The organism is Stenotrophomonas sp. GD04024 (genome assembly GCF_029837545.1).
Taxonomy (GTDB): Bacteria; Pseudomonadota; Gammaproteobacteria; order Xanthomonadales; family Xanthomonadaceae; genus Stenotrophomonas; species Stenotrophomonas forensis.
Map to the genome: position 1 here is coordinate 53,976 of NZ_JAOEDV010000006.1, position 26,965 is coordinate 80,940.

Annotated in this window: 30 protein-coding genes and 1 tRNA gene; 15 read left to right on the forward strand and 16 right to left on the reverse strand. The window is 66.7% G+C overall.

Annotation, left to right across the window (positions count from 1 at the left end):
- The first annotated feature begins 67 nt into the window (after positions 1-67).
- From N7590_RS03405 to N7590_RS03435, 7 genes are all read left to right on the forward strand, one after another.
- Complete coding sequence (locus tag N7590_RS03405) at positions 68-1,270, forward strand: phage tail sheath C-terminal domain-containing protein (RefSeq protein ID WP_164240538.1); 1,203 nt, start codon at positions 68-70, stop codon at positions 1,268-1,270.
- Between the two features lie 2 nt (positions 1,271-1,272).
- Entirely contained in the window at positions 1,273-1,776 is a 504-nt protein-coding gene (locus N7590_RS03410) for a phage major tail tube protein (protein WP_004154666.1), read from the forward strand.
- A gap of 81 nt (positions 1,777-1,857) precedes the next feature.
- Positions 1,858-2,148: a phage tail assembly protein gene (locus tag N7590_RS03415; RefSeq protein WP_004154663.1), complete on the forward strand. Its 291-nt coding sequence runs from the start codon at positions 1,858-1,860 to the stop codon at positions 2,146-2,148.
- A gap of 120 nt (positions 2,149-2,268) precedes the next feature.
- The gene (locus N7590_RS03420; protein ID WP_279935155.1) at positions 2,269-4,731 is read left to right on the forward strand and encodes a phage tail tape measure protein; all 2,463 of its coding nucleotides are present in this window, start codon (positions 2,269-2,271) and stop codon (positions 4,729-4,731) included.
- Positions 4,732-4,733: 2 nt separating this feature from the next.
- Positions 4,734-5,201, forward strand: a complete 468-nt coding sequence (locus N7590_RS03425) for a phage tail protein (RefSeq protein WP_053508640.1) — start codon at positions 4,734-4,736, stop codon at positions 5,199-5,201.
- Positions 5,185-5,400, forward strand: a complete 216-nt coding sequence (locus N7590_RS03430; RefSeq protein WP_053508642.1) for a tail protein X — start codon at positions 5,185-5,187, stop codon at positions 5,398-5,400. Before N7590_RS03425 ends, N7590_RS03430 begins: the two co-directional genes overlap by 17 nt.
- Entirely contained in the window at positions 5,391-6,464 is a 1,074-nt protein-coding gene (locus N7590_RS03435) for a contractile injection system protein, VgrG/Pvc8 family (RefSeq protein ID WP_164240542.1), read from the forward strand. The genes N7590_RS03430 and N7590_RS03435 overlap by 10 nt, the downstream gene beginning before the upstream one ends.
- 81 nt (positions 6,465-6,545) lie before the next feature.
- Here N7590_RS03435 and N7590_RS03440 read toward each other — a convergent pair whose 3' ends face one another.
- A complete protein-coding gene (locus tag N7590_RS03440; protein WP_053508647.1) occupies positions 6,546-6,926 on the reverse strand; it encodes a tautomerase family protein in 381 nt (126 codons plus the stop codon).
- A 30-nt stretch (positions 6,927-6,956) separates the two neighbouring features.
- On the opposite strand from N7590_RS03440, the gene N7590_RS03445 reads away from it, so the two are divergent.
- The 3 genes from N7590_RS03445 to N7590_RS03455 all read left to right on the forward strand — a co-directional run bounded on the left by N7590_RS03445 (position 6,957) and on the right by N7590_RS03455 (position 8,469).
- Positions 6,957-7,247 (forward strand): hypothetical protein, encoded by a 291-nt coding sequence (locus tag N7590_RS03445; RefSeq protein WP_164240545.1) that lies wholly within the window; start codon positions 6,957-6,959, stop codon positions 7,245-7,247.
- Positions 7,248-7,445: 198 nt separating this feature from the next.
- Positions 7,446-7,853, forward strand: coding sequence for a hypothetical protein (locus tag N7590_RS03450; RefSeq protein WP_164240546.1), 408 nt, complete (start codon positions 7,446-7,448; stop codon positions 7,851-7,853).
- A gap of 52 nt (positions 7,854-7,905) precedes the next feature.
- Entirely contained in the window at positions 7,906-8,469 is a 564-nt protein-coding gene (locus N7590_RS03455; protein WP_164240548.1) for a hypothetical protein, read from the forward strand.
- 84 nt (positions 8,470-8,553) lie between these two features.
- Here the strand turns inward: N7590_RS03455 and N7590_RS03460 are convergent.
- The 14 genes from N7590_RS03460 to N7590_RS03525 form a co-directional block, all read right to left on the reverse strand.
- Positions 8,554-8,628: transfer RNA gene (locus tag N7590_RS03460), tRNA-Val, on the reverse strand.
- A gap of 133 nt (positions 8,629-8,761) precedes the next feature.
- Positions 8,762-9,115, reverse strand: a complete 354-nt coding sequence (locus N7590_RS03465) for a PilZ domain-containing protein (RefSeq protein ID WP_004154652.1) — start codon at positions 9,113-9,115, stop codon at positions 8,762-8,764.
- Positions 9,112-10,068: a DNA polymerase III subunit delta' gene (locus N7590_RS03470; protein ID WP_279935157.1), complete on the reverse strand. Its 957-nt coding sequence runs from the start codon at positions 10,066-10,068 to the stop codon at positions 9,112-9,114. The genes N7590_RS03465 and N7590_RS03470 overlap by 4 nt, the downstream gene beginning before the upstream one ends.
- The gene (tmk, locus tag N7590_RS03475) at positions 10,065-10,730 is read right to left on the reverse strand and encodes a dTMP kinase (RefSeq protein ID WP_053448942.1); all 666 of its coding nucleotides are present in this window, start codon (positions 10,728-10,730) and stop codon (positions 10,065-10,067) included. Before tmk ends, N7590_RS03470 begins: the two co-directional genes overlap by 4 nt.
- Positions 10,727-11,788: an endolytic transglycosylase MltG gene (mltG, locus tag N7590_RS03480; protein WP_164240570.1), complete on the reverse strand. Its 1,062-nt coding sequence runs from the start codon at positions 11,786-11,788 to the stop codon at positions 10,727-10,729. The genes tmk and mltG overlap by 4 nt, the downstream gene beginning before the upstream one ends.
- Before the next feature lie 214 nt (positions 11,789-12,002).
- Complete coding sequence (locus N7590_RS03485) at positions 12,003-13,367, reverse strand: aminodeoxychorismate synthase component I (RefSeq protein WP_164240572.1); 1,365 nt, start codon at positions 13,365-13,367, stop codon at positions 12,003-12,005.
- Positions 13,368-13,468: 101 nt separating this feature from the next.
- Complete coding sequence (gene fabF, locus N7590_RS03490; protein WP_049457622.1) at positions 13,469-14,731, reverse strand: beta-ketoacyl-ACP synthase II; 1,263 nt, start codon at positions 14,729-14,731, stop codon at positions 13,469-13,471.
- A 143-nt stretch (positions 14,732-14,874) separates the two neighbouring features.
- On the reverse strand, positions 14,875-15,114 hold the full coding sequence (gene acpP, locus N7590_RS03495; RefSeq protein ID WP_005408313.1) for an acyl carrier protein: 240 nt from the start codon (positions 15,112-15,114) through the stop codon (positions 14,875-14,877).
- 152 nt (positions 15,115-15,266) lie between these two features.
- The gene (fabG, locus tag N7590_RS03500) at positions 15,267-16,010 is read right to left on the reverse strand and encodes a 3-oxoacyl-ACP reductase FabG (protein ID WP_004146899.1); all 744 of its coding nucleotides are present in this window, start codon (positions 16,008-16,010) and stop codon (positions 15,267-15,269) included.
- Between the two features lie 81 nt (positions 16,011-16,091).
- The gene (fabD, locus tag N7590_RS03505; RefSeq protein WP_008268782.1) at positions 16,092-17,036 is read right to left on the reverse strand and encodes an ACP S-malonyltransferase; all 945 of its coding nucleotides are present in this window, start codon (positions 17,034-17,036) and stop codon (positions 16,092-16,094) included.
- 135 nt (positions 17,037-17,171) lie between these two features.
- Positions 17,172-17,954: a serine/threonine protein phosphatase gene (locus N7590_RS03510; RefSeq protein ID WP_053508659.1), complete on the reverse strand. Its 783-nt coding sequence runs from the start codon at positions 17,952-17,954 to the stop codon at positions 17,172-17,174.
- A gap of 78 nt (positions 17,955-18,032) precedes the next feature.
- Complete coding sequence (locus N7590_RS03515) at positions 18,033-19,010, reverse strand: beta-ketoacyl-ACP synthase III (protein ID WP_004154642.1); 978 nt, start codon at positions 19,008-19,010, stop codon at positions 18,033-18,035.
- Between the two features lie 91 nt (positions 19,011-19,101).
- A complete protein-coding gene (gene rpmF / locus N7590_RS03520) occupies positions 19,102-19,296 on the reverse strand; it encodes a 50S ribosomal protein L32 (protein WP_004154640.1) in 195 nt (64 codons plus the stop codon).
- A gap of 107 nt (positions 19,297-19,403) precedes the next feature.
- On the reverse strand, positions 19,404-19,913 hold the full coding sequence (locus N7590_RS03525; RefSeq protein WP_049457624.1) for a YceD family protein: 510 nt from the start codon (positions 19,911-19,913) through the stop codon (positions 19,404-19,406).
- 112 nt (positions 19,914-20,025) lie between these two features.
- On the opposite strand from N7590_RS03525, the gene N7590_RS03530 reads away from it, so the two are divergent.
- Complete coding sequence (locus N7590_RS03530) at positions 20,026-20,595, forward strand: Maf family nucleotide pyrophosphatase (RefSeq protein ID WP_164240574.1); 570 nt, start codon at positions 20,026-20,028, stop codon at positions 20,593-20,595.
- A gap of 97 nt (positions 20,596-20,692) precedes the next feature.
- On the opposite strand, the gene N7590_RS03535 is transcribed toward N7590_RS03530, so the two are convergent.
- Positions 20,693-22,528, reverse strand: coding sequence for a glycosyltransferase family 39 protein (locus N7590_RS03535; RefSeq protein ID WP_164240576.1), 1,836 nt, complete (start codon positions 22,526-22,528; stop codon positions 20,693-20,695).
- Positions 22,529-22,570: 42 nt separating this feature from the next.
- Here N7590_RS03535 and N7590_RS03540 point away from each other — a divergent pair, with 42 nt between their 5' ends.
- The 4 genes from N7590_RS03540 to N7590_RS03555 are packed head-to-tail and all read left to right on the forward strand — an operon-like array spanning position 22,571 to position 26,937.
- Entirely contained in the window at positions 22,571-23,524 is a 954-nt protein-coding gene (locus tag N7590_RS03540) for a MoxR family ATPase (protein ID WP_164240578.1), read from the forward strand.
- A 2-nt stretch (positions 23,525-23,526) separates the two neighbouring features.
- Positions 23,527-24,471 (forward strand): DUF58 domain-containing protein, encoded by a 945-nt coding sequence (locus tag N7590_RS03545; RefSeq protein ID WP_164240580.1) that lies wholly within the window; start codon positions 23,527-23,529, stop codon positions 24,469-24,471.
- Positions 24,464-26,413, forward strand: a complete 1,950-nt coding sequence (locus tag N7590_RS03550) for a DUF3488 and transglutaminase-like domain-containing protein (RefSeq protein WP_279935162.1) — start codon at positions 24,464-24,466, stop codon at positions 26,411-26,413. Before N7590_RS03545 ends, N7590_RS03550 begins: the two co-directional genes overlap by 8 nt.
- The gene (locus N7590_RS03555) at positions 26,410-26,937 is read left to right on the forward strand and encodes a Slp family lipoprotein (protein ID WP_008265847.1); all 528 of its coding nucleotides are present in this window, start codon (positions 26,410-26,412) and stop codon (positions 26,935-26,937) included. Before N7590_RS03550 ends, N7590_RS03555 begins: the two co-directional genes overlap by 4 nt.
- Positions 26,938-26,965: the final 28 nt, after the last annotated feature.

A 26,965-nucleotide genomic window follows, 5' to 3' on the forward strand; every position in this document is an offset into this window, starting at 1 on the left:
CCTTCTCCGAACATTACCCCGTCGCCTGCACACGCCGGCACACACCCACACCGAGGAAGAACCCCGAATGACCGAATTTCTCCATGGCGTACAGGTCGTCAGCATCGATACCGGTGCCCGTTCGATTGCCATCGCCTCCAGCAGCGTGATCGGCATCGTCGGCACCGCACCGCTGGCTGACACCGAAGCGTTCCCCATCAACACCCCCGTCCTGGTGACCTCGCCCTCGCAGGCGGCCAAGCTGTCGGCCAAGACCGGCGCCGAAGCCGGCACGCTGCCCGGCGCACTCGATGCGATCTTCGATCAGTCCAGTGCTGTCGTCGTCGTCATCCGCGTCGAGAACGGTGCCAACGAAAGCGCCACCCTGGCCAACGTGCTGGGCGGTGTGAACGCACAGACCGGCGCCTATGAAGGCGTGCATGCCCTGCTGGCGGCCAAGTCCATCGTCGGCGTCAAGCCGCGCATCCTGGTCGCACCGGGTTTCACCCATGTGCATCCCACCGATCCGGCCAAGCCCGAGGCGGTACTGGCCAACCCGGTCGTGGCCGAGCTTCTCGGCATCGCCGACAAGCTGCGCGCGGTGATCATCAAGGACGGCCCGAACAGCAACGATGAGGCCGCCAAGAGCACCACCGCCCTGACCGGTTCCAAGCGCGTCTACGTGGTCGACCCGGCGCTGCTGGTGCAGTCCGGTGATGCCATCGTCATCCGCTACGCCTCCGGTGCCGTGGCCGGCGCCATCGCCCGCAGCGACAACGAGCGCGGCTGGTGGGCGTCGCCGTCGAACCTGGAACTCAACGGCGTGGTCGGTACCGCGCGTGCCATCGACTTCGGCCTGTCCGACACCACCAGCCGCGCCAACCTGCTGAACCAGGCCAACGTGGCCACGGTCATCCGCGAAGGTGGCTTCCGCCTGTGGGGCAACCGTACCGCCAGCAGCGACCAGAAGTGGCAGTTCCTGTGCGTGGTGCGCACCGCCGACATCATCGCCGACAGCCTCGAGGCCGCTCATCTGTGGGCTGTCGACCGCGGCATCAGCAAGACCTACGTCGATGACGTGCGCGAAGGCGTCAATGCCTTCCTGCGCGGCTTGAAGACCCAGGGCGCGATCCTCGGCGGCAACTGCTGGATCGACCCCGATCTGAACGCAGCGGACAGCGTGGCCCAGGGCCGTTTCTACTGGGACTTCGACTTCACCCCGACCTACCCGGGTGAACAGCTGACCTTCCGCATGCACATGAACAACAACTACGTCTCGGAGATCTTCTAAGCATGGCGCGCAACGTCCGCAAGAACTTCAACTTCTACGTCGATGGCAAGGGCTATGCCGGCAACGTGGAATCCTTCACCGCTCCGAAGCTGACGCTGAAGACCGAGGATTTCCAGGCGGGTGGCATGTTCGCCCCGACCGAAATCACCCTGGGCCACGAGAAGCTTGAAGCCGAGGCCGTCCTCATCGCTGATGACCCGGACATCATGGGCAAGTTCCATGTTGTGGAGAGCAAGGAGTATTCCTTCACCGCACGCGAGGCACTCGAATCCAGCGACGGCAGCATCACCGCCGTGGTCCACAACATGCGCGGCAAGGTCAAGGCCATCGATCGTGGCGAGTCCAAGTCCGGCGAGAAGGGCACGGTGAAAATCTCGCTCGCGCTGAACTACTACAAGCTCACCCACGGACCGCTGGTCGTCCAGGAGCTGGACGTGGTCAACATGATCGCCAAGCAGAACGGCGTGGACATGCTGGCCGGCCTGCGCAGCGCCCTGGGCATCTGACCCCGCACGCATCTCCACAGCACCGGGGGCGCCTCGCGCCCCCGCCTTCATCGCGCTCCCTCGATTTCCAGGAACACACCCATGTCCAGCAAGACCAAGACCGCCAACGACCACGTCATCGAACGCGATGGCTATGCCGAAGTCACCCTCACCCGCCCGCGCCAGGTCAATGGCGTGGAGACCGCCGTGCTGCGCATGCGCGAACCCACCGTGGAAGACATGGAGCGGTTCCAGGATGACAAGGGCAGCGATGCACAGCGTGAGGTCCGGATGATCGCCAACCTGTGCGAGATCCCGCCGGACGACCTGCGCAAGCTGCCGCTGCGCGACTACGCCCGCCTGCAGTCGGGGGTCGCGCTTTTTACCACCTGACCCTGCCGCAGATCAGGCAGGGAGTGCTCGCCCTGGCCGGCCATACCGGCTGGGGCCTGCGCGAAATCATGACGCTGCGGGTGTCGAAGTTCATCTGGTGGATACAAGGATTGCCGGTACATGGCGAGTAACGTTCAAACGACAACGATCACGATCGGTGGCTCGATCTCGGGCTCGCTGAAGTCCGCACTGTCCTCCACCGAGGATGGACTGAAGAAGATCGGCAGCGAACTGGACAGGCTGGAGCGCAAGCAGCGCTCCATGAGCAAGGCGAACCCCTCGCTGGTGAAGCTCAAGCAGAACGTTGCCGGGCTGCGCCAGGAGTATGCCAGGCTCTCCAGCGAGGGCGATCGCCTGCGCAAGGTGCAGACCGGCCTGGAGCGCGTCGAGAAGGCGAGCACCGCCAATCTGCGTAGCCGCAAGAAGCTGGGAACCTCCTTCAAGGAGTCACGCACCCTGCTCGGCAGCGCAGTGACCCAGCTGGCCAAGCCGGTCGAGAACGCCTCCAGCTTCGCCCGCCAGAACCAGCAGATCGGCAGCGCAGCGGGCCTGGACAACGGCCAGGTCAAGGCGCTGGGAAGGACAATCCTGGCCGAGACCGGCAACACCAACCAGAAGGCGAATGACCTGCAGCGCGCCATCCGGCTGCTGGTCGACGCCGGCATGGATGCACAGTCGGCGCAGACCAGCCTGCGCGCCATCGGCCGCACCGCCACCGTCACCGGCACCGGGATCGACGACGTCTCCAGCGCCGCCGTTGGCCTGCAGCAGTCATTCGACATCGACCCTGCCAACATGCAGTCGGCGCTGGATGTCCTGGTCGTCAGCAGCCGCCAGGGCGGGCTGGGGCTGAAGGACATGGCCAAGGTAATGCCGGTGCTGGGAACGTCGTTCCAGGCGCTGAAGCTGCAGGGCAACGCCGCAGCGGCCACCATGGGCGCGGCACTGGAAGCCACGCGCAGGTCCGCGGGCGGCGCTGACCAGGCAGCCACCCAGATGAAGGGCTTCATGACATCGATCATGTCGCCGGAGCTCCAGGCCAAGGCCAAGAAGGGATTCGGCCTCGACCTGCGCAAGGTCATCAGCGACGCGCAGAGCAGCGGTGGCAACCCGTTCGACGCTGCGATGCAGGCCATCATCCAGGCCACGGCCGGCGATCAGCAGAAGATCGGCAAGCTGTTCGGCGATGCACAGGCGAAGAACTTCGTCGGCCCGATGATCCAGAACTGGGACCAGTACATCCGGATCCGCGACAAGGCGCTCAATGGCTCTGCCGGAACCACCGATGCGGCTTACGCCAATGCCATGCAGACCGACCCGGAGAAGATCCAGGGCGCGAAGATCGCCGTGGACAACCTGTCCAAGGCCTTTGGTGCGGCGTTGCTGCCCGCGGTCGGCGACGCCGCGGTGAAACTGACCGAACTGCTGAACGGCGTAACCACCTTCGTGACCGAGAATCCGAAGCTGATCGCCAATACCACCAAGGTGGTGGTGGGCATGCTCGCCATGCGCAGCGCGGTACTCGGTGCCCGTTACGCCTGGACGTTCGTGAAGGGTCCGATCCTGGGCGTGCAGAAGGTCTTCCAGCTGTTCCGTGCCGGCAACCTGCTGGCCCAGCTGGGGCGCTTCGGCCCGATGGCCATGCGTATCGCCTCGGTGTTCCGCGTCGTCGCCACCGCAGTGGGGGCCATTGGTGGCGGACCTATCGCGGTAGCTGTGGCCGCGCTCACTGCCGGTGCCCTGCTTGTCCGCAAGTACTGGGAGCCGATCAAGGCCTTCCTCGGCGGTGTATGGGAAGGTCTCAGCAGTGCGGGCACCTCCGCGATGGGAGAACTGGTGAATGCCGTTGCGCCGCTGCGTCCGGCGTGGGAGGCCGTGGGTGCCCTGCTGGGGCAGGCCTGGGACTGGCTGTCGCGGATGCTGGCCCCGGCGCAGTACACCGGAAACGAACTCTCCCGCGTGGGCGAGATCGGCAAGCTGGTGGGCGAAGCACTCATGCTCAACTTCCGCGCCGTCATCCATGTCGCTGGCTTCGTCGCCGAGGTCTTCAGGATGATCGGTGAGGTCATCGGCACCGTGGCCGGATTCATCGTCGTCACCTTCGGCGGCGCCTGGGACTGGGTTGCAGCAAAGGTCAGCAGCGTGATCGACACGATGATGACCAAGATGGCCCCCTTCATGAAGGTGGTGGGCACCATCATGGACAAGGTCGGGGGCGTGCTGGGCACCGCCAAGGACAAGATCGCGTTCGGTGTGAACACCGCGGCCGATGCCTACGGCGCGATACGCGCAAACGGCGGCATACAGCTCCCGCCGGTGATGCTCGCGCCCGCCAGCATGCACAGCGCCAGCGTGCAGCCACGCATGCCGAATGCCTTTGGTACACCGGCCGGGCGTGCCGCACCGGAGATGCCTTCGCCCACACCGCGCAGCGCCACCACGGTGCAGCAGCAGCAGACCAACAACATCACCATCCACCAGCAGCCAGGCGAATCCAGCGAAGCGGTGGCGCGCCGCACGGCCGACGAGCTGCAGCGTCGCAGCGCGGTGACCGCCCGTGGTGGCCTGGCAGACAGGAACTGAGCATGAAACGCGAATTCGTAACCGGCGCAGTGGACAAGCTGCTGTCGCAGTTCAAAGCCAACGACTCCGGCAACGCCCCGGTCCTGCTGATGCTGGGCGGCTTCAAGTTCAGCCTCAACACCGCGGTCTTCCGGGAGATCCAGCAGTCCAACGAGTATCGCTGGCAGGCGCAGGACCGCGTCGGCCAGATGGCGGCCCTGCAGTACACCGGACCGGGCTCGGCCAGCATGACCCTGCCTGGCGTCATCTACTACCAGTTCCGCGGCGCCGGCAATGAGCTCGCACAGCTGCGCAGGCTGGCCGCGCAGGGCACGCCTCATCGACTGCTGACCGGCAAGGGCGGCAACCTGGGCCTGTGGGTCATCGAGAAGATCGATGCCACCGCCAGCGAGTTCACCGCCGACAGCGCGATCCTGAAACAGGAATTCACCCTTTCACTGCGGAAGCACAGCGATGGCACGAACATATAACACCCGCGACGGCGACGTCGTAGACCGTATCGCGTATGCGCACTATGGCGAGCAGTCACCGGCCATCCTGCGCGCGGTACTCGACGCCAACCCGGGCCTGGCCGCGCGCGGCCCGGTGCTGCCTGCCGGCGTGGCGATCACCCTGCCGGAGGTGCAGCGCCCGGCCAGCGAGCGCAAGGGAGTCGCCCTGTGGGATTGAACATCGCGCCGGCCTTCCGCGTGGTCGCCAACAGCCAGGACATCACCGACAAGATCATGGCGCGCTTCAAGTCGCTGCGCATCACCGACGAGACCGGCAACACGTCCGACACGCTGGAACTGCAGCTGGCCGACCATGATCCGTCCGACCCGATCCAGCTGCCACCGGTGGGCGCGGAACTGGAAGCCTTCATCGGCTATGACGGCGAAGTGCGGCGCGTGGGCCTGTACATCTGCGACGAGGTGGAGATCTCCGGCTTTCCCGGCAGCATGACGCTGCGCGCCCGGGCGGCACCGTTCGAAACCAGCAAGGGGGGCAAGAGCGACCTGCAGACGCAGAAGACACGCACCTGGAAGAAGGGCACCACGATCGGCGACATGGTGCGGCGCATGGCCGGCGAGCATGGGCTGAACGCAGCGGTGAGCGCATCGCTGGCGTCCATCGTGCTGCCGCTGACGGTGCAGTCGCAGGAGTCGGACATGAACCTGCTGCTGCGCCTGGCCAAACAGCACGACGCCATCGCCAAGCCCGGAGGCGGGCGCCTGGTGTTCGTGAAGCGGGGCGAATCCACCAGCGCCAGCGGCGAGCGCATTCCCGATGTCACCCTCACCCCGGCCGACGGCAGCGACTATCGGGTAACCCTTGCCGCACGCGAAGATGCCGGTACCACCATTGCCTACTACCGCGACGTGCGCAGTGCCAAGCGCCAGGAAGTGAAAGTGGGGAGCGGTGAACCGATCATGCGCCTGCGCATGGCCTATGCCGACCGGGAGAGCGCAGAGGCGGCGGCACGCGCCAAGCATCGCGAACAGGCACGGCAGACGCGGACGCTCAGCTACACCCTGCCCGGCCGCGAGACACTGATGGCCGAAGCCACCGTGGTGATGCAGGGGTTCCGCGAGGGCGTGGATGGCCAGTGGCTGGTCAAGCGCGCCGAGCACAGCATCGGCAGCGAGGGCTACGTCACCCGCATCGAATGCGAACAACCCAACAGTGCCGATGCGGTGAAGGCCGCCAGCAGTGCCGCGGCCAGCGAAGGCGAGCAGGTAGCCAGCGAAGTGTAGATCCACGCGAAGCGCGGATCTACATCAGCGTCCTCGCCCAGGCTCAGTAGATCCACGCCATGCGTGGATGCTTTTTGCACATCAACTCACGTACTGCGCCACGCCATTACCAAACGACCAGTTCTCCTTCTTCACTTCCACCAGGTTGATGAAAACATCCTCGCGGCGGATGCCCACCGCCGCGTGCAGGCCCTCGGCGATGCCCGCATACAGCGCCTTCTTCTGCTCCAGCGTGCGCCCTTCGTTCCAGGTGATCTGGATGCAGATGAAGTCGTCGGTCCGGTCCACGCCCAGGTAACCGGGATCGTAGATCAGCGTCCCGGCGTCGTGCTGCTGGAGTATCTGGAAGCGATCGTTTTCCGGCACGCCCACCGCGCGCATGGCCTGGTAGATGGCTTCACCCACGCGTTGCAGGTAGTCGGCGGATTTACCTTTGCGAAGATCGATGCGGGCGAGCGGCATGGCGGGGCTCCAGGGCCAGGTGGGACGGCAGTGAGCCGAGACTACGCCCGTCGTGAGCGGCGGCACAGCGCATGGATGGAACGTCTGCTTTCATGGATGGCACGTTCGAGGGCACCTGCGCCGGATGACGTGATTGCCATCTACCTGGGCCGTGTAGCGGCACTGCTTCGTTCAGACAAGGCGCGGATTGCCCCATGGGGGGTTGGAATCCTGTCATGGCTGGCGTTGTTGCAACTTTCCTCAATGACTTCCGTCTTTAAGCGGATCGATGATCGCCTCGCCAAGGCAGCACGCCTTGGTCGGGATTGGCGTCTCGAATAAACGAATGAACTTCCATCGCTGCGATTCACGCCGCAGCAGAGAGAATGCACCGACTGCCTTCAATGGCGGCCGGTGCGTGGGGATCGACAGATCCGCCAGGCCTTCTTCTCGATGGAAGTTCGTTTGCCTTGGTACGCCAACCCGCACCGTCCGCCACCTTCACTCCGAAGGTGGCCTTACGCCAGTGAGGGTTTCGCCATGACCAAACGAGCCGCATCGTTTCCACGCCTGTACGCATTGATTGCCGACATGGCCATCCAGGTTCCCGACGACATCGCACGCGAGATCGAGTGCGCGCTGGACGAACAGAACCTGCCCGTGCAGTCACCCACGTTCTTCGCCTGCCTCAACGCCATCAGCAACGCCGAGGGCGAGGATGGGCAGCCGTGCAGCAGCCTCACCCTTGCCGCGAGCCATCACGCGTCGCTGCGCCGGTCGATGGCAGGGCTCACCGCAGTGCTCGATCTGCTGCAGGCCGCCGACCGCGCGCGTAGCGAGGCCGGCCCGGATGAACAGCTGGGCGCCTTCCACACCGACGGGTTGATCGTGGCCGCACGGCAACTGGTGCGCGAAGCCAACCATTGCCTGGAAGGTGGAACCGCCTGAGCGCCTGGGCGCGACGTGGCTACAATCGCGCAGGGAATCGCAGGAGACCGCAATGGACGCCGAACACCTGGAGTACTTCAAGGCCGCCCTGGAAGGCCGCGCAACGGTCGGCTGGAATGTCTGGTTTGCCGCCAACCAGCAGGCGCTCGCCCAGCAGGTGAGCCGCCCTGCCCTGCTGCGGTTGAAGTTCAATCACCTGCATGAAGCCGAGCGCCTGCTGGCCGAAGCCGGCGTCGTGCCGGCCAGCACGGCGGGCAAGCGCTATGAGGTGTATTGCGCGCAGTTGTCAGCAGACGTGGTGGACGAGAACGGCCGTCCGTTGCCTTCGGTGTGGCGCGCGGCGCACGGCGGCGCCATCGGCCTGCTTGCCGATGGCGAACACGAAGCGGGCCGGGCAAAGCTGCTTGCGGAGTTCAGCCGCGCGCGCAAGCGCGGGCTGCAGCAGGCGCATGAATGGTTGAGCGATGTGTGCTTCGAAGGCGAGATGGAACTGAGCGGCGGCAATGCCGAGGTGGGCCGCAGCCTGCTGGCGGTGGTGGTGCAGGCCGGCAGCGGCTACGACCTGTTGGATGGCGTGGCGATGATGGCCCGCGAACGGCTGGAGGATCCGGGCTGAGACGGAGCCTGCTTCGGCGGGCGCCACGGAACCCCAGACAACAAAAAAGCCCCCATTGCTGGAGACTTTTTTCGTTCTGCAACATGGTGGGCGGTACAGGGATCGAACCTGTGACCCTTGCCGTGTGAAGGCAATGCTCTACCGCTGAGCTAACCGCCCGGTGTGTTGCTGAGCCGCTCATTATAGGGGCTTTTCAGAGGCCGTCAACCATTTTTCACATTCGTGTTCACGGGCGTTTTCCGGGGCACGCAGCCGAGCATGGCTCGGCTCTACAGAACCGCCCAGCGGCACCTCACATCGTATGGGTCGGTTTGTCCGAGCTGGTCAGGCCGGCCAGCATCGTCTCGATCTTGTGGCGCACGCCCTCGCCTTCGGCGCCATCGGCCAGCTGCACGCCAATGCCGGCGGTGCGGTTGCCCTGCGCACCGGCCGGGGTCACCCAGATCACCTTGCCGGCCACCGGCAGGCGCTCGCTGGAATCGGGCAGGGTCAGCAGCAGGAACACCTCGTCGCCCAGGAAATAGCGCTTGGGCGTGGGCACGAAGATGCCGCCGTTCTTCACGAACGGCATGTACGCGCTGTACAGCGCGGCTTTGTCCTTCACGGCCAGGGACAGGATGCCCTGGCGGGCGTTGCTGGCACTCATCGATTTCCCCTTGCGGCAGGCCGCTCGTTCACCTTGTTCCAGGCCAGCAGCAACTCGACCACCGCAAGGTCTGCACGCACCGTGGTGCGCAGCAGGTCGCGGGTGCGGTTGGCCGCATCGAACCAGGCTGCAAGCTTGTGCAATCGCTCCGGCGTGGTCAAGGCATCGGTGCTGGCCTGGGCCAGCGCCAGGTCGGCAGCGAAGCGCAGCCGCAGCGCCGCGTTGTCATCACCGCACCACTTCTGCGCCAGCTCTACCGCGCCGGTCTTGCCGGCCGCCAGCTGTTCCAGCTCGCGGCCTACCTCGCGGCGCAGGCTCAGGCCATTTTCGCGCAGCCAGTTGTCGGCCTGGCCGGGATGGCCGCGCGCGGCGTCCAGCGCTTCGCGCGCCGATGCTTCGCTGTGGCCCTGCTGCTGCAGCCACGCCAGTGCTTCATCGCGCGGCGGCAGCTTGAACTCCAGTCGCTGGCAACGGCTGCGCACGGTCTGCGGCAGGCGTGCCGGGTCGCTGCTGATCAGCCACAGGTAGCGCCCGGGCTGCGGCTCTTCCAGCGTCTTCAGCAGCGCATTGGCCGCCGAGCGGTTGATCGCATCGGCCGGGTCGACGATCACCACCTGGGCCACGCCGTACTGCGGGGTCAGCGCCAGCTTGTTGGTGATCTCGCGCACCTGCTCGATGACGATCTCGGTACGCAGCTTGTCGCCGCTCTTGTTCGGAATGAAGCTGACCAGCTGCAGGTCCGGATGCGTGCCGGCGGCGATCAGCTGGCGCGTGCGCGTGGCATGTGCAGCGTCGCCACGTGCCAGCACATGGTCAGCCAGCGCCAGCGTCACCTCATGCTTGCCCAGACCGGCCGGGCCACAGATCAGCAGGCCGTGGCCGAGGCGATCGGCATCGAGCGCGGCCACGGTCTGCTCGAACGCGCGCTGCTGCCATGGCGAGAACGTGCTCATGCGCCCTCCCCGTCCTGCAGCCAGCGCTCGACGCGCGCGACCACATCAGCGGCGACGCGTTCCTGCACCTGGCCGGCATCGATCAGCGCGAAACGCTGAGGGTCCTGCTGCGCACGGCTGCGGAACACGGCGCGCACACGCTGGAAGAAATCATCCTGTTCGCTCTCGATGCGGTCCGGCCACAGGTCGCGGCCATTGGCGCGCGCGCGGCCTACCGCCACATCCACGTCCAGCAGCAGGGTCAGGCCGGGCAGCAGGCCGACCGCGCGACGTTCCAGATCGGCAATCCACTGCGGATCAAGCCCACGGCCACCGCCCTGGTAGGCGTAGCTGGAATCGGTGAAGCGATCGCTCAGCACGTAGGCGCCGCGCTGCAGCGCCGGCTGGATCACCTGCCGCACATGCTGCGCACGTGCAGCGAACACCAGCAGCAGCTCGGCCTCGGCGCTGAGCGGCTCGGCGGCGATCTCGGCATCGGGCTTCAGCACCAGGCCGCGGATGCGCTCGGCCAGCGGCGTACCGCCCGGCTCGCGGGTCAGTACCACCTCATGACCGTGGCTGCGCAGGCAGTCACGGATGGCATTGATGGCGGTGGTCTTGCCCGCGCCCTCGCCGCCTTCCAGGCTGACGAAACGCGGGTGGCGAAGCAGCGCGGGACTCATTGCGCCGGGGTCTCCTGGGTACGTTGCCGGCGCAGCTGCTGCAGGTAGCGGGCTACTGCGGCGTTGTGCTGGTCCAGGCTGGACGAGAACACGTGCGCGCCACTGCCGTCGCCGACGGCGACGAAGTACAGCGCGTCGCCCGACAGCGGCTGCGCGGCCGCCATCAGCGCATCCCGGCTGGGCATGGCGATCGGGGTCGGGGTCAGGCCGGCACGGGTATAGGTGTTGTAGGGCGTGTCGGTGGTCAGGTCGCGACGGCGGATGTTGCCGTCGTACGCGGTGCCGATGCCATAGATCACGGTCGGGTCGGTCTGCAGGCGCATGCCGATCTTCAGGCGGCGCATGAACACGCCGGCAATCTGCGGGCGCTCGCTGGCCAGCGCGGTTTCCTTCTCGATGATCGAGGCCATCGTCAGCAGTTCGTACGGCGTGTTGATCGGCAGGTCCGGCGCGCGGCTTTCCCACGCCTCGTCCAGCGCCTTTTCCATCGCGGCATGGGCACGCTTGAGTACGTCCAGATCGCTGTCGCCACGCTGGTAGACGTAGGTCTCCGGCAGGAAGCGGCCTTCCGGATGCTGGCCACCGAAACCGAGACGCTGCATCAGGGCCGCGTCATCAAGCGTGTCGGTGGTGTGCAGCAGCGGCTCGGCGCGCTTCAGCGCCGCACGCAGCTGGCGGATGTTCCAGCCCTCGACGATCGTGACGCGGTGCTGCAGCACCTTGCCGGCGCGCATGCGCAGCAGCAGTTCGCGCGGGGTCAGGTCGGTGCTGAGCGCGTATTCGCCCACCTTCAGTTTGCCGGCGGCATCGAGCTGGCGCGCCAGCAGCTGCCACTGCGCATCCTGGCCTTCATCCACGCCGGCCTCGCGCAGTTTGCGCAGCACGCTGTTCATGCCATCGCCGCTGGCGATGACCACGCTCTCGGCGGTCGGGGTGATCCGCGCGTCGGCGAACTGGGTCTGCTGGTAGAAGAACCACGCGCCCGCACCGGCCACGACGGCGGCCAGCACCACCACCAGCGTTACCACGAACAGACACCCGCGCTTGGCTCCCGCCATGGACTACCTCTGAACTCGATTCCGTCGTGCAGGATACCGTGCCGGTGGATTGGGGTCATGACCGGGGGTGGCATGCGCCTGTGCCGACCCACCGTCGGCACCCATCCGAACAATGGCCCCCACTGGTACCGGTAGTGCCGGCCGCTGGCCGGCAGTCGCGCGGATCATGGGTGCATGAGGTTGCCGGCCAGCGGCCGGCACTACCGGAGTGCGCCTACCCCTGCTGGCCCAGTGCGCGCAGCAGGCCACGCGCCTTGGCCCGGGTCTCGTCCAGTTCCTTGTCCGGGTCCGAATCGACCACGATGCCGGCGCCGGTGCGGAAGCTGACCTCGTGGCCCTCCACTTCGGCGGTGCGGATCAGGATGTTCAGGTCCAGGTCGCCATCGCGGTTCAGCCAGCCGAACGCCCCGGTGTAGGCGCCGCGCGGCACCTGCTCCAGCTCGCTGATGATCTGCATGCAGCGCACCTTCGGGCAGCCGGTGATGGTGCCGCCCGGGAAGGTCGCGGCGATCACCTCGCCGGGGGTGACCTCCGGGCGCAGATGGCCACTGACGTTGCTGACGATGTGGTGCACGTGGGCGTAACTCTCCACGGTCATCAGCTCATCGACCACCACGGTGCCGGGCAGGCAGATGCGGCCCAGGTCGTTGCGCTCCAGGTCGATCAGCATCACGTGCTCGGCACGCTCCTTCGGGTGACCGACCAGCTCCTGGATGCGTGCGGCATCGTCATCGCCTTCAAACCGCGGACGGGTACCGGCGATCGGCCGGGTCTGCGCGTGACCGGCGTGCACCGACACCAGCCGCTCCGGCGAGGAACTGACCACGTGGCGGCCATGCGCGCTGAACAGGCCGGCGAACGGTGCCGGGTTGGCGCGGCGCAGCTGCGCGTACAGCACCTGCGGACTGACCGGCGCGGCGAACCGGGCGCTCCAGCGCCGTGACAGGTTCACCTGGAACACGTCGCCGGCACGCAGGTACTCGATCACCCGGCGTACGCCGTCGGTGAAGCGCTGCGGTGCATCCTCGCCCACCGACTGCGGCGGCTGCCAGCCCAGCCCGGCTTCGGGCAGCGTGGCCAAGGCCTGTGCCACCAGTGCATCCAGCAGCGCCTGCTCCCCGGCTTCTGCGATGACGAAGCTGGCATCGTTGTGGTGGTCGTGCAGCACCGCCGCCAGGCAGCGCAGCGCCAGCGCGGTCGGGCGGCCGTCGTCGCGCGCGCGCGCCGGCAGCACCGGTTCGATCTGGCTGGCCACTTCGTAGTCCAGCATCAGCGCCCAGCCGCCACGGAACGGCAGGCTGTGGCTGCCGTCGTGCGGCAGGCGTTCGGCCTGCCAGGCGCGGTCCAGCACCTGCAGGAACGTACCGGGCTGCACGGCGTCGTGCTGATCACGCACCTGGCCATCGGCATCCAAGCGCAGGACATCGCCCTGTGCGGCCAGCAGCAGGCTCCAGCGGCCCTGGGCGGTACCCGAGGCGGTGGACTCCATCAACAGCGGGAAGCGCACCGGGTCATGCTGCTGCAGGGCCAGCAGGTCGATCGGGTGCGGCAGCGGGTGGATCAGCGGTGCGTGGGTCATGGCGGCCAGTTCAGGGATTCAGATGCACGGAAGCCGCCTTGCGGCGGCCTCCTCGTGCGTGACGCACGTTCAGTCGAGCATGGCTCGACTCTACAACTCGGTCAGATGCGCTTGAAGATCAGCGTGCCGTTGGTGCCGCCGAAGCCGAAGCCATTGGACATCACCACGTCGACCTTGGCCTGGCGTGCTTCGTTCGGCACGTAGTCCAGGTCGCAACCTTCGCCCGGCTGCTGCAGGTTGATGGTCGGCGGGATCACATTGTCCTGCAGCGCCATCACCGAGAAGATCGCTTCCACGCCGCCGGCGGCGCCGAGCAGGTGGCCGGTCATCGACTTGGTAGAGCTGACCATCATCTTGTAGGCGTGGTCGCCGAAGGCGGTCTTCATCGCCATGGTCTCGCCCAGGTCGCCCAGCGGCGTGGAGGTGCCGTGTGCGTTCAGGTAGCCCACCTGTTCCGGGGTCACGCCGGCGTCCTTCATCGCCATCACCATGCAGCGCGCGGCGCCTTCGCCATTCTCGCTCGGTGCGGTCATGTGGTACGCGTCGGAGCTGGCACCGAAACCGGCCAGTTCGCAGTAGATCTTCGCGCCACGGGCCTTGGCGTGCTCGTACTCCTCCAGGATCAGGATGCCGGCACCGTCGCCCAGCACGAAGCCGTCACGGTCCTTGTCCCACGGGCGCGAGGCCTGTTCCGGGGCGTCGTTGCGGGTGCTCATGGCCTTCATCGCACAGAAGCCGCCCACGGCGGTCGGCGAGGAGCCACGCTCGGCACCGCCCACCACCATCACGTCGGCATCGCCGTACTGGATCATGCGCATCGCGGTACCGATCGAATGGTTCGAGGTCGCGCAGGCCGACACCGCCGAGAACGACGGGCCCTTCAGGCCGGTGATGATGCTCAGCTGGCCCGGCAGCATGTTGATGATGGTCTTGGGCACATAGAAGGGCGAGATCTTCTTGCCCTCGTGGAACTCGATGGTCTGCTCTTCGATGCCGAGCAGGCCGCCGATGCCGGCGCCGACGATGGCGCCCATGCGATCGGCATTGGCCTCGGTGATCTCCAGCCCCGAGTCATGCAGGGCCATGAACGAGGCGCCGAGGCCGTAATGGATGAACGGGTCCATCTTCTTGGCATCCTTGCCACTGACCCGGAACTTGCCGAACAGTTCATTGTCGGCGGTGATGTCGAATCCCTTGACCTCACCTGCAATCTTGGTGGTGAACCGGTCCAGATAGGCATCAGCAACGTTGGTCAGCGGACCGATGCCCGAACGACCGTGGGTGATGCCCTCCCAGCTGCTGGCCAGATCATTGCCCAACGGCGAGACGATACCCAGGCCGGTTACGACGACGCGACGCTTCATTGCTGTTTCTCCTGACCCGGATGATTTCTACGGGTAACTCGGTTTGCTTCGATGTGATGCCCAAACACACGGGGCCGCAACAGCGGCCCCATGGGGTGCGGTGCGCGGCGAGGATCAACCCGCGCGCGCACTGCCGTCTGACATCAGGCCTTGACGTGGGCCTTGACGTAGTCGATGGCGGCCTGCACGGTGCTGATCTTCTCGGCTTCTTCGTCCGGGATCTCGCACTCGAATTCTTCTTCCAGGGCCATCACCAGCTCGACGGTGTCCAGCGAGTCAGCGCCCAGGTCATCGACGAACGATGCGCTGTTGGTGACTTCTTCTTCCTTGACGCCAAGCTGTTCGACGACGATTTTCTTGACGCGTTCTTCGATGGTGCTCATGGGATCTCGCTCCAGATGGAGTTGTGGTTCAAAAGTGGTCGCCATCAAAGGCGATGGCCGTGGGATAGTGTAGTGGAAACCGGCGCGGCCTTGCATCGCAGCAAAAAACCCGGCAGATCAACCACTTGCGGCGCAATCCCTGCGCCCCTTGCTTACGGCATGTACATGCCACCGTTCACATGGAGGGTTTCGCCGGTGATGTAACCGGCAGCCGGGCCGGCCAGGAAGGCCACCGCATGGGCGATGTCTTCCGGCGAACCCAGGCGTTCGAGGGCGATGTCGTTGATCAGCGCGGTACGCGCTTCTTCCGGCAACGCCTTGGTCATGTCGGTGTCGATGAAGCCGGGAGCGACCACATTGACGGTGACACCGCGCGAACCGATTTCCTTGGCCAGCGACTTGCTGAAGCCGATGATGCCGGCCTTGGCGGCCGCGTAGTTGGCCTGGCCAGCATTGCCGGTCACGCCCACCACCGATGCGATGTTGATGATGCGGCCCTTGCGCGCCTTCATCATGCCGCGCATAACCGCCTTGCTGGTGCGGAACACGCTGGTCAGGTTGGTGTCGATGATCGACGCCCAGTCCTCGTCCTTCATGCGCATCAGCAGGTTGTCGCGGGTGATGCCGGCGTTGTTGACCAGGATCGAGATCGGGCCGAACTCCTTGGCGATGCCGTCCAGCACGCTGTCCAGCGCCGCCGCGTCGGTCACGTTCAGCGCGCGGCCGTGGCCACCGTGGGCAGCCAGGCGCTCGCCGATCGCCGCAGCGCCGGATTCGGTGGTGGCGGTGCCGATGACGGTGGCGCCCTGGGCGGCCAGCAGATCGGCAATGGCGGCACCAATGCCACGGCTGGCGCCGGTGACCAGTGCGATTTCACCCTGCAGGGGCTTGCTCATGATGTTTTCCTCAGGCTGGGACGGCCGCCGCGCCCGTGCCGCTTGCAGCGGCCACCGGCACGGTCGGCAGGAACAGGGGGGTCAGGCCGACCATGCCTCGCGGGCGGCTTCGAAGTCGCCCGGAGTGGCCAGTGAACGGCCGTCGATGGCCTTGTCGATGCGCTTGACCAGGCCGGTCAGCACCTTGCCCGGGCCGCACTCGGCGATCTGGGTGATGCCGCGCGCGGCCAGCGCCTGCACGCAGCCGGTCCACTGCACCGGCTGGTACAGCTGCTGCACCAGCGCGGTGCGGATGGCGTCGACGCCGTCATGCACCTTGGCATCGACGTTCTGCACCACCGGCAGCTGCGGTGCCTGCCAGGACAGGCCGGCCATCACTTCGGCCAGGCGGTTGGCGGCTTCGCGCATCAGCGGGGTGTGCGAGGGCACGCTGACCGCCAGCTTGACTGCCTTGCGCACGCCCTTCTCGGCCAGCAGTGCCAGCGCGCGGTCGACTGCATCAGCGTCGCCGCCGATCACGATCTGGCCCGGCGAATTGAAGTTGGCCGGCACCACCACCTGGCTGCCTGCGGCTTCGGCGCAGACATCCAGCACCAGCTGGTCTTCGGCGCCCAGCACGGCGGCCATGGCGCCGACACCGGCCGGCGCGGCTTCCTGCATCAGCTGGCCGCGCAGGCGCACCAGGTGCGCACCGTCATGCAGGCTCAGTGCGCCGGCAGCGACCAGCGCGGTGTATTCGCCCAGGCTATGGCCGGCCAGCACCGACGGGCGCGGACCGCCCACGGCGTTCCAGGCGCGCCACACGCCGATGCTTGCGGCCAGCAGGGCCGGCTGGGTGTATTCGGTACGGTTGAGCATTTCCTCCGGGCCACCCTGGGACAGCGCCCACAGGTCGACGCCGGCACCATCGGATGCCTCGGTGAAGGCTTCACGCACCTGCGGGTGCAGTTCAGCCAGCTCGGCCACCATGCCCACAGACTGCGAGCCCTGGCCGGGGAAGACAAAAGCGAGGGTGGATACGGTCACGCGGTCATCCGCTTGTTGCAATCGAAGCGGGCCATGATAAGGGCGAATCCGCTGTGTCGTCTGTACGTGCGCGTATGCAGGCGTATGGAGCTACCGGCCAACAGTCCGCCGGACATGGCCCGGCGGACGCATCACTCAGCAGAACAGCTGCAGGACGTCCAGGTCGCCGTCGGCGAGGAAATCCACGCACAGGCCCACCAGCATCAGCACGCCGGCGGTACTGGCGCCATGGGCGATGAAGATCGAATGGGCCAGCGCGCGCGCGGAACGGCCCAGCTTCATGCACACCCGGGCCAGGCCGTGCAGGCGGCCACTGACCGCATGCACATGCTCGCGCACCGGCGCCTGGGCGTCGCCCATCGCCTCGGCCATCATCGCCTGCAGCTGCTCGGGGCGGTCGGCGTAGTACTTGGCCACGCCATAGCCGAACATCAGCCAGTCGCGGGCCTGCGCCTCGGCCAGATCCATCACTTCCAGCGGGTCTTCCTCGAAGTCGATGAAGCCCACCTTCTGGCCATCCCAGGTGAGGTTGCGTGGCAGCGGCTGGCCGAAATAGGCCCCGCGCGCATGCGCCTCGGCGATGGCCTGCATCGCCGCCATCACCAGCCGGTCGCGACCGGCCTCATCGGCCTCGCGCAGGCAGGTATTGAACGAACTTCCGTTGTCGCCGATCACCAGCGCCGCATGGCCGGTGCCCAGCACGTCAGGCACGTTCACGCCCTGCGCGTGCAGTTCTGCCAGGCGACGGGCTTCGGTTTCGCGTGCGGCATCACCGCCGCGGTGCGGTGGCGGGCGCAAGGCGTCCAGATGGAAACGACGGGCAACGAAATTGAGCAGGCCCAGGGCCAGTGCGCGGCTTCCCTTGCCGTACTGCTTCAGCCAGGCGCGCTGCCCTTCAATGACGATGGGCTCAACCATGGACAGGTACTCCTCTCAACGCGTTACGGCCCCAGAGGGGCCGTAACGACAAGCTTCACGTTGTCGTAACTTGCACTATCAATAGCGCAGCAGGGCCGAACCCCACGTGAAGCCGCCACCGAAGGCTTCCAGCAGCAACAGCTGGCCACGCTCGACCTTGCCCGAACGCACCGCCGCATCCAGCGCCAGCGGCACCGAGCCGGAGGAGGTGTTGCCGTGCTTGTCGACGGTGACCACCACCTGGTCCATCGACATCTCCAGGCGCTTGGCCGTGGCTTCGATGATGCGCAGGTTGGCCTGGTGCGGAATCAGCCAATCCAGGTCGGACTTGTCCAGGCCGTTGGCGGCCAGGGTTTCGTCCACGACCGAGTCCAGCGCCTTGACGGCGTACTTGAACACGTCGTTGCCCTTCATGTTGATCGTGCCACCACCGTTGGCGCCGTCCTTGAAGCCGGTCGAGACACCCACCGGGTTCCACAGCAGCTCCTTCTTGCTGCCATCGGCATGCAGGTGGGTGCTGAGGATGCCGGTCTCTTCGTCGGCCTTGAGCACGACGGCACCGGCGCCATCACCGAACAGCACGCAGGTGGTGCGGTCGTTCCAGTCGACCATGCGGGTCAACGTTTCGGTGCCGATCACCAGCACGTGCTTGCAGTCGCCGGAACGGATGAACTTGTCGGCCACGCCCAACGCGAACACAAAGCCAGAACAGGCCGCATTGACGTCAAAGGCAGGGCACCCTGCAACACCGAGCTTGGCCTGGATCAGGCACGCGGTGGAGGGGAAAATGAGGTCAGGCGTGGTCGTGCCGACCACGATCATGTCGAGCTGCGAAGCGTCGATACCGGCCGCTTCAAGTGCGCGCAACGCGGCCTGGTAGCCGAGGTCGCTGGTGGTTTCGCCTTCGGCCGCGATGTGCCGTTCACGAATTCCGGTGCGCGACTGGATCCACTCATCCGAGGTTTCGACCATTTTTTCCAGGTCGGCATTGGTCAGGACTTTTTCCGGCAAATAGCTACCGGTGCCCGCGATCCTCGAATAGATCCGCTTGCTCATCATGTTTCCTGTTGCGCGGGCCGCCGATCACCGGCACGCCCGGGAAAGAAGGCAAAGGCCGCTGCCCGCAGGCAGCGGCCTTCCCGGCACATCAATCTTCTTCGACGGCCGAGGTCTTGGTCTGGATGACCTTCTTGCCGCGGTAGAAACCGTCAGCAGTGATGTGGTGACGCAGGTGCACTTCGCCGGTGGTCGGGTCGGTCGACAGCTGCTTGGCGCTCAGGGCGTCATGGGCACGACGCATGCCGCGGCGGGACGGGGTGACACGGGATTTCTGGACAGCCATGGGATTGCTCCAAACTCGGTTCGTTTTGCTTCGTCGTATCGTCGCGCAGGACGCCAGCGCCCAGCACACTTTCGCTTTCGCCGCAGCCGCCGACGACAATCCGGCTGCTATTGTTTCTTCAGTGCTGCCAACGCCGCAAACGGGTTGGCCTGCTTTGTTTCTTCTTCGCTCGGCGCCCAGTCCTTGTCGACTGCTTCGCCATCGGGCGACAGCGGTACAACCGGCACTGCCAGCACCAACTCGTCCTCGACCAGGTCCAGCGGACGCAGCTGGCCGTCTTCCGGCACCAGCAGCGCCTCGTACTCCTCCGGCAGGGACGATTCCTCGTCCTCGTCGCGGATCAGGCCAAGCCTCTGGGTCATCTTCACCGGCAACAGGAAACGCTGCATGCTGCGCTGACAGGTCAGCGGCAACGCGGTATCGATGGTCAGTTCCACATAGGATACCCGCAGGACGTCGTCGCGACCGAACTCAAGCGAGTAGGCACACTCGCCGTCGGTATCTGCGACCAACCCCTGCAGGCGGGTCAATTCAGCCAGGGACACCTGACCGTCGAAGCGCCTTCGCGCTACAACCATCCGCCAGGCATCCAGCGTTTCGGGCACGTTCGCGGACATAAGCCGCTGAATACTAAGGATCGGGAGGGCCGGTGTCAAATGCCTGCCATACGGGCCTTGCCGCTGGCAGCGCGGGCGGCCAGACTGCCCCGCCCTGCCCCGGTATTGTCGCATGCCACTGGTCCTGGCCTCCACCTCCCGCTACCGCCGCGAGCTGCTGCAACGGCTGGGCCTGCCCTTCGACTGCGCGCGCCCGGACGTGGATGAAACCCCGTTGAACGGTGAAGCGCCGCTGGCCCTGGCCACACGCCTGGCTGCCGCCAAGGCCGCCGAGGTCGCCGCCCGGAATCCCGGTGCCTGGGTGATCGGTTCGGACCAGGTGGCCGACCTGAACGGGCAGCCGCTGGGCAAGCCGGGCACGGTCGAGGCGGCCTGCGCGCAGCTGGCGGCGATGTCCGGGCGGACGGTGCGCTTCCATACCGCGATCTGTCTCAGCCGCGCCGGAGAATCTTTCACGGCCATCGACCTGACCGAAGTGCGCTTCCGCGCGCTGGAACAGGATGAGATCGCCCGTTACGTCGCAGCCGAACAGCCGCTGGACTGCGCCGGCAGCTTCAAATGCGAAGGCCTGGGCATCAGCCTGTTCGAGGCGATCGACAACCGCGACCCGACCGCGCTGGTCGGCCTGCCGCTGATCGCACTGTGCGGGTTGCTGCGCAAAGCAGGTTTCGCAGTGCCATGACCTGTAGAGTCGAGCCATGCTCGACTGCTTCTGCTGTAGATGGCAGGAGGCCAGGTAAGAGCAGTCGAGCATGGCTCGACTCTACAAAAGCAGGGCCTCAACGAACCTCGAACGGCTGCTCCTGCCATTCCTCCACGCTGCCATCGTGGCCGTGCAGGCGCAGGCCCATCCAGTGCCGGCCCGGTGCCAGCGTGCTCGTGTCCAGGGTGGCATCAAAGCCCACGGCCGGATGCTGCGGATCGGTGCTGTCCGGCCAGGTCTGGCGAACATCGAAGACACGGCCATAGCGCGCGCTTCCGATCGAGCGTCCATCGACCAGCACCTCGACACCTGCCAGGCCGACGCCATCCTTGAAGGCCCATCCGCGGATGGCGAGGGTGCCGGACACTTTCTCGCCATTGGCAGGCGCATCCAGCCACGCCATCGCCGGGGTCACGCATGCGCCCGAGGCACGCTGCGGCGGCAACCGGAACAGCAGGAAGCGCTGGAATCCATGATCGCTGCTGACCACGCGCGGTGCAGGCAAGGGCCCCACCTGTTCGCAGATGGCGTGATAGCGCGCCAGCAGGTCGCGGTAGCGCTGATCGCTGGGCGACAGCACCAGCAGCATCGGCGCCGCGCGTGTACCCGCGTGCAGCAGGTCCCACTGTGCAAGCTGCGCGGTCCGCCCATGCTTGTCGTTGAGCGGGTGCGGCAGCACTTCAATGTCACCGTCGCCCAGCTGGAAGCCCAGTTCGGCCCCTACCTTGAAGTTGCCGGCCAGCACGCGCGTTCCCGCCGGCATCTGCTGCAGTTCTTCGCGCACGGCGGCGGCCAGCGGCTGCCAGCCTGCGAAATTGCGCGGGTAGTACTTGCTGCCTGCCAGCTGCTCGCGCAGCGATGGCGTGGAGGCCATCAGGTAATAGCCAAAGGCCAGCACCATGCCCGCGCCCGCCAGCCACCAGCCGGTGCGGCGCAGCCAGCGTGGCCAGCCGTTGAGCACCACCGGCACCGCCACCAGCAGCGCCAGGTAACCCGGCAGCGGCCAGTGGAAACTGATGCGCTCGACGTCGGTGAAGAAGCCGAGCAGGAAAATGCCCAGCGTGGATACACCGCCCACCAGGCCGAAGTAGCGCCATTGCACGCGCGTACCGCCGCCGCTGCGGGTACCGGCCAGCGCCACCTTCCACATCGCCATGCACAGGATCGGCGTGACCAGCATCGGCTGGATCACCAGGAACCACAGCCCGTTCCACTCGAACGTCCAGGGATGCCGCTCGACCACCTGGAACTTCAGGCCGGCATCGTGATTGTCGGCATTCCATGCCAGCAACGGCAGCCAGGCCAGTACACCCACTGCCAACGCAACCCATACGCGCGGATCGGCCAGCATGCGCCGGCCCTGTGGCAGCGCCAGCAATGCAATGAAGCCGACACCGATGACGCCGATGAAACGGTAGTGGCTGAGGGCGCCGATCATCAGGCCCAGCGCCAGCTTCATCGCCGATGATGCATCCACGTTGTGCAGCAGGCGCGCACCGGCATGCAGGCAGATCACCGCCGCCAGCGCCATCGGCACATCCGGCACCGCCAGCAGGCCCAGCGTCGCCGACAACGGCATCAACAGCGTAAGGCTGCCCGCCTGCCAGCCCGCCACGTTGCCGAACCAGCGCGTGGCCGTGCGCACCACCAGCAATGGCAGCAGCGCACCGATGGCCAGGAACGGCAGTCGCAATGCCAGCACGTGATGGCCGCCGATCTCCACGCCCAGCCGTGCCAGCCATGCGGTCAGCCCGGGCAGATCGGAATAGGCCGCAGCCAGATGCTGCCCTTCCTGCCAATAGAACGCCTCGTCGACGAACAATGGCAGGCGCGCAGCCACCACCAGCTTGGCCGCTGTGACCAGCGTCCACAACCAGAGAAAAATTGCCCGTGCGCGCTGTTCGCCTTGCATTGCTCTATGGATAATCAAGTGAAATTCAGAACTGAGACGATCATGCCAGCTTCGTCCCCCAATCCCAGCATGCTAACCGATCAATTGCGTCAGGCCCTGCGTGAGGCACAGGATCAGGTCAACGCACTGGTGCTGGGCAAGGTGCCGGAAGTCAGGCTGGCGTTTGTCGCCCTGCTTTCCGGCGGGCATCTGCTCATCGAAGATCTGCCCGGGCTCGGCAAGACCACATTGGCGCATGCACTGGCCAGCAGCCTCGGCCTCACCTTCCAGCGCGTGCAGTTCACCTCCGACCTGTTGCCGGCCGATGTACTGGGCGTGTCGGTGTACGAGGCCGGCAGCCGTCAGTTCCAGTTTCACGCCGGACCGGTGTTCACCCATGTGCTGCTGGCCGACGAGATCAACCGCGCGCCCCCGCGCACGCAGAGTGCGCTGCTGGAGGCCATGGCCGAACAGCAGGTCACCCTGGACGGACAGACCCATCCCCTGCCCGATCCCTTCTTCGTGATCGCCACGCAGAACCCGGTGGACCTGTCCGGCACGTTCCCGCTGCCCGATTCGCAGCTGGATCGATTCCTGCTGCGCCTGGCGATGGGCTACCCCAACGCCCAGGCGGAGCGCGAGCTGCTGCGTGGAACCGATCGTCGTGACCTGATCGCGCGCGCGGTACCGAAGCTGGATGACACGCAGGTCCGCGCGCTGCGTGAGGCGGTCGGCCACATTCATGCCAGCGACGCGCTGGTCGACTATGTGCAGGCGTTGCTGACCCGCAGCCGCCAGCACGCGGGCGTACGGGTGGGCCTGTCACCGCGCGCCGGCCTGGCGCTGCTGCGCGCGGCCAAGGCGCACGCGCTGCTGCTGGGCCGCAGCCATGTGGTCCCCGAGGATGTGCAGACGCTGTTCGTGGCGGTGGCCGGGCATCGCCTGGTGGCCGAGGCCGAGTCCAGTTCGGGACCGGCACTGGCGCGGGCGATCCTGCAGACCGTCGCGGTGGACTGAAGGTGACCACACGCTGGGCTCGACTACGGCTGCTGGCACGTCCGCGCCGGCCCGAATCGCTGCCGCAGCGGCTCGACCGCCATCGCATCTATGTGCTGCCTACCCGCTTCGGGGTGTTCGTGGCCACCCTGTTGGCCGCGATGCTGCTGGGTGCGTTGAACTACAACAACAACCCGGCCCTGCTGCTGGCCCTGCTGCTGGCCGCCGCGGCGATCGCCAGTGCCATCGCCGCGCACCTGCAGCTCTCCGGTGTGCAGGTCGATGCGATCTCGGCCGAACCGGTTGCGGCCGGGCAACCGCTGCGCCTGCGCGTGGACCTGTCGCTGCGTGATCCGCGTGCGCGGCATGGGCTGCACCTGCAACTGGGTGACAGCGAAGCCTGGACCTCACTGCCGGCACAGGGGCGTGGCGAGGTCGAGCTGGAAGTCCCCAGTGAGCGCCGCGGATGGCTGGAACTGCCGCGCATCCGTCTGTCCACCACCCAGCCACTGGGGCTGGTGCGGGCCTGGTCGTGGGTGTGGCCGGAACAGCCGCTGCTGGTCTATCCGTTGGCCGAGGCGCTGGCCCCGGCGTTGCCGGAGAGCGGCAACGATCCACTGCACACGCGTGCCCATGCCAGTGGCGAAGAACTGCACCAGCTGCGTCCCTATCGTGCAGGCGATGCGCCGCGCAGCATTTCATGGAAGCACTCCGCGCGCCGCGACAGCCTGCTGGTACGCGAGTATGAAAAGCCGATCGGCATCGAAGTGATCCTCGACTGGCGCACGCTGGCGTCGCTGGGGCACGAAGCCCGCATCGCGCGATTGGCGCGCTGGGTTGATGTGGCCGAGCGCGAGGGCCGGCGCTACACCCTGCTGCTGCCCGCACATCCGGCGATCGGCCCTGGCCAGGGGGCCGGCCATCACCACCTGTGCCTGCGTGCACTGGCGTTGTTGCCGCATGGCTGAGACCCCTGCGCTGATCGATCGCACTGCCCGCAGCTGGACCCTGGCCAGCGCGGCGCTGGCGCTGTTGCCGTTGCTGCTGCAGCTGCCGCCGCTGTTGGCCGGCGTCATCGCAGCCACAGCGGTGGTGACTGCATTCCTGTCACGGCGGAAGGTGCTGCCAATGCCGGTACGCCTGCTGCTGGTGCTCGGCATGCTCGCCGCCATCGTCTGGCAGATGGGCATGGTGCGCCCCGGGCGCGATACCGGTTGTGCCCTGCTGGCCGCGATGCTGGCGATCAAGTCCAGCGAGCTGCGCAGCCTTCGCGATGCCCGCAGCCTGCTCGGCTTCGCGCTGTTCTCGCCGTTTGCGGCGTTCCTGCTCGACCAGGGACCGCTGACAACCGTGCTGGCGGCGTTGGCAGGCATCAGCGCGCTGCTGGCCCTGCAACGCCTGGCCCAGGATGAAGGCCATACAGGCCGAGTGCCGTTGTACGGGCAGTTGCGCGGCGTGGGTCGCCTGCTGGCGATCGGGCTGCCGCTGGCCCTGGCCTGCTTCTGGCTGTTCCCGCGCCTGGCGACGCCACTGTGGGGGGTCCCCGAGCGCGCCGTCGGCACCCCGGGGCTGTCCGACAGCATGGAACCGGGCCAGTGGCTGGACCTGATGGCCGACGACACGCCCGCACTTCGCGTCCAGTTCTTCGGTGCCGTACCCGAAGCGGCGCAGCGCTACTGGCGTGGGTCGGTGCTGACCGCATTCGATGGACGACGCTGGATGCGCGACCCTGCCAGCGCGCGGCGGACGCCCGCGGTGGTGGAGGCCGGCACGCAGCGCTGGGACTACCAGATCGATTACGAGCCGACCGACCGTCGCCAGCTGGTCGCGCTGGATCTGCCGGGCCAGGCGCCCGCAGGCAGCACGCTGGATGCGGACATGAGCCTGAGCAGCGACCGAGCGCTGGCCTCGCTCAGCCGCTGGCGGCTGCAATCGGCGCCACCACGGCGCTTCGACAGCACCCTGTCGCCGTATCTGCGGCGCGCGGCGCTGCAGTTGCCCGATGGCTTCAATCCACGCACCGCCACCCTGGCACGCCAATGGCGGCATGACGCAGGCAACGATGACGCGGCCATCGTCCGCCGCGCGCTGCAATGGATCACCACCGATTTCTCCTACACGCTGGAAACGCCCCAGGCGGGGCGCGACCCGGTCGACGAGTTCCTGTTCGGCTACAAGGCCGGCTTCTGCGAGCACTTCAGTTCCGCCTTCGTGGTGCTGATGCGCAATGCCGGCATTCCTGCACGGGTGGTCACCGGATTCGCCGGCGGCACCCGCAATCGCCTTGGCGATTACTGGGTCGTGCGACGGATGGATGCCCATGCGTGGGCCGAGGTGTGGCTGCCGCAGCGCGGCTGGGTGCGGGTCGACCCCACCGCTGCGGTGGCGCCCGAACGCATCCTCGATACCCTCGACGACCGCCTGCAGGCTGGCACCGACAACCCGATGCAGCAGCGCCTGCTGGAACTGGGGCAGATGGGCGACTGGCTGCGCCGCGGCTGGAACGATCTGGTGCTGTCCTTCGACGCACGCCGCCAGCAGCAGCTGCTCAAGCCGTTCGGGCTGGCTGATCTGGGCCCCGGTCAGCTGGCCGCCGGCTTCGTGATCGCCGCGTTGCTGGCCTTGGCCTGGATGGCCTGGCTGCTGGCCCGCGGCGAACGCGAACGTGATCCGCTGCTGCGCGCCTGGCACCGCTTGGGCCGGCGCTATGCGCGCCTCGGCCTGGCCCGGGAGCCGCATGAAACCGCACGGGACTGGGCGCATCGGGTACACGCCCAGCGGCCCGACCCTGCTCTCCTCGCACTCAGCCAGCGTTTCGCCGACGCGCGTTACGCTGGAACTTGCACCGACCTCGCTTCATTATTGCGGGACCTGCGCAGGCATCGCCCGACTTCCGGAGCCTCCCCATGAACACCAAGTTCCTCCTCACCGCTGTGGCCACGCTGGCCCTGTCGGCCTGCGCCACGGCTCCCAAGCCGCTGCAGGGACAATTCAGCCTGGTCTCCCCCCGCGACTCGGTCGCCACCCAGCAGGTCGGCACGCCGGTCCGTTGGGGCGGTCGCATCATCGAAACCAAGCCTGGCCAGGGCGAGACCTGCTTCCAGATGATCTCGCGCCCGCTCAACGCCAGTGGCCGCCCGAACACCACCTCGTCCGACGCCAGCGACGGCCGCTTCATCGCCTGCCGCGCCGGTTTCTACGACCCGGCCGTGTTTGAAGCCGGCCGCGACGTGACCTTCATCGGCAAGATCGATGGCTACCAGAACACCCGCATCGGCGACTACGACTATCGCCTGCCGAAGCTGTCGGCCGACGTGATCTACCTGTGGCCGGAACAGCGCCAGGTCGATGTGGTGCCCTACCCCTATGGTCCGTGGGGCCCGGGTCCGTATGGCCCGTACTGGGGCGGCTACGGCCGTTGGGGCTGGTGGTGATCGCCAGCCGGCATGCATGACGGAAAAG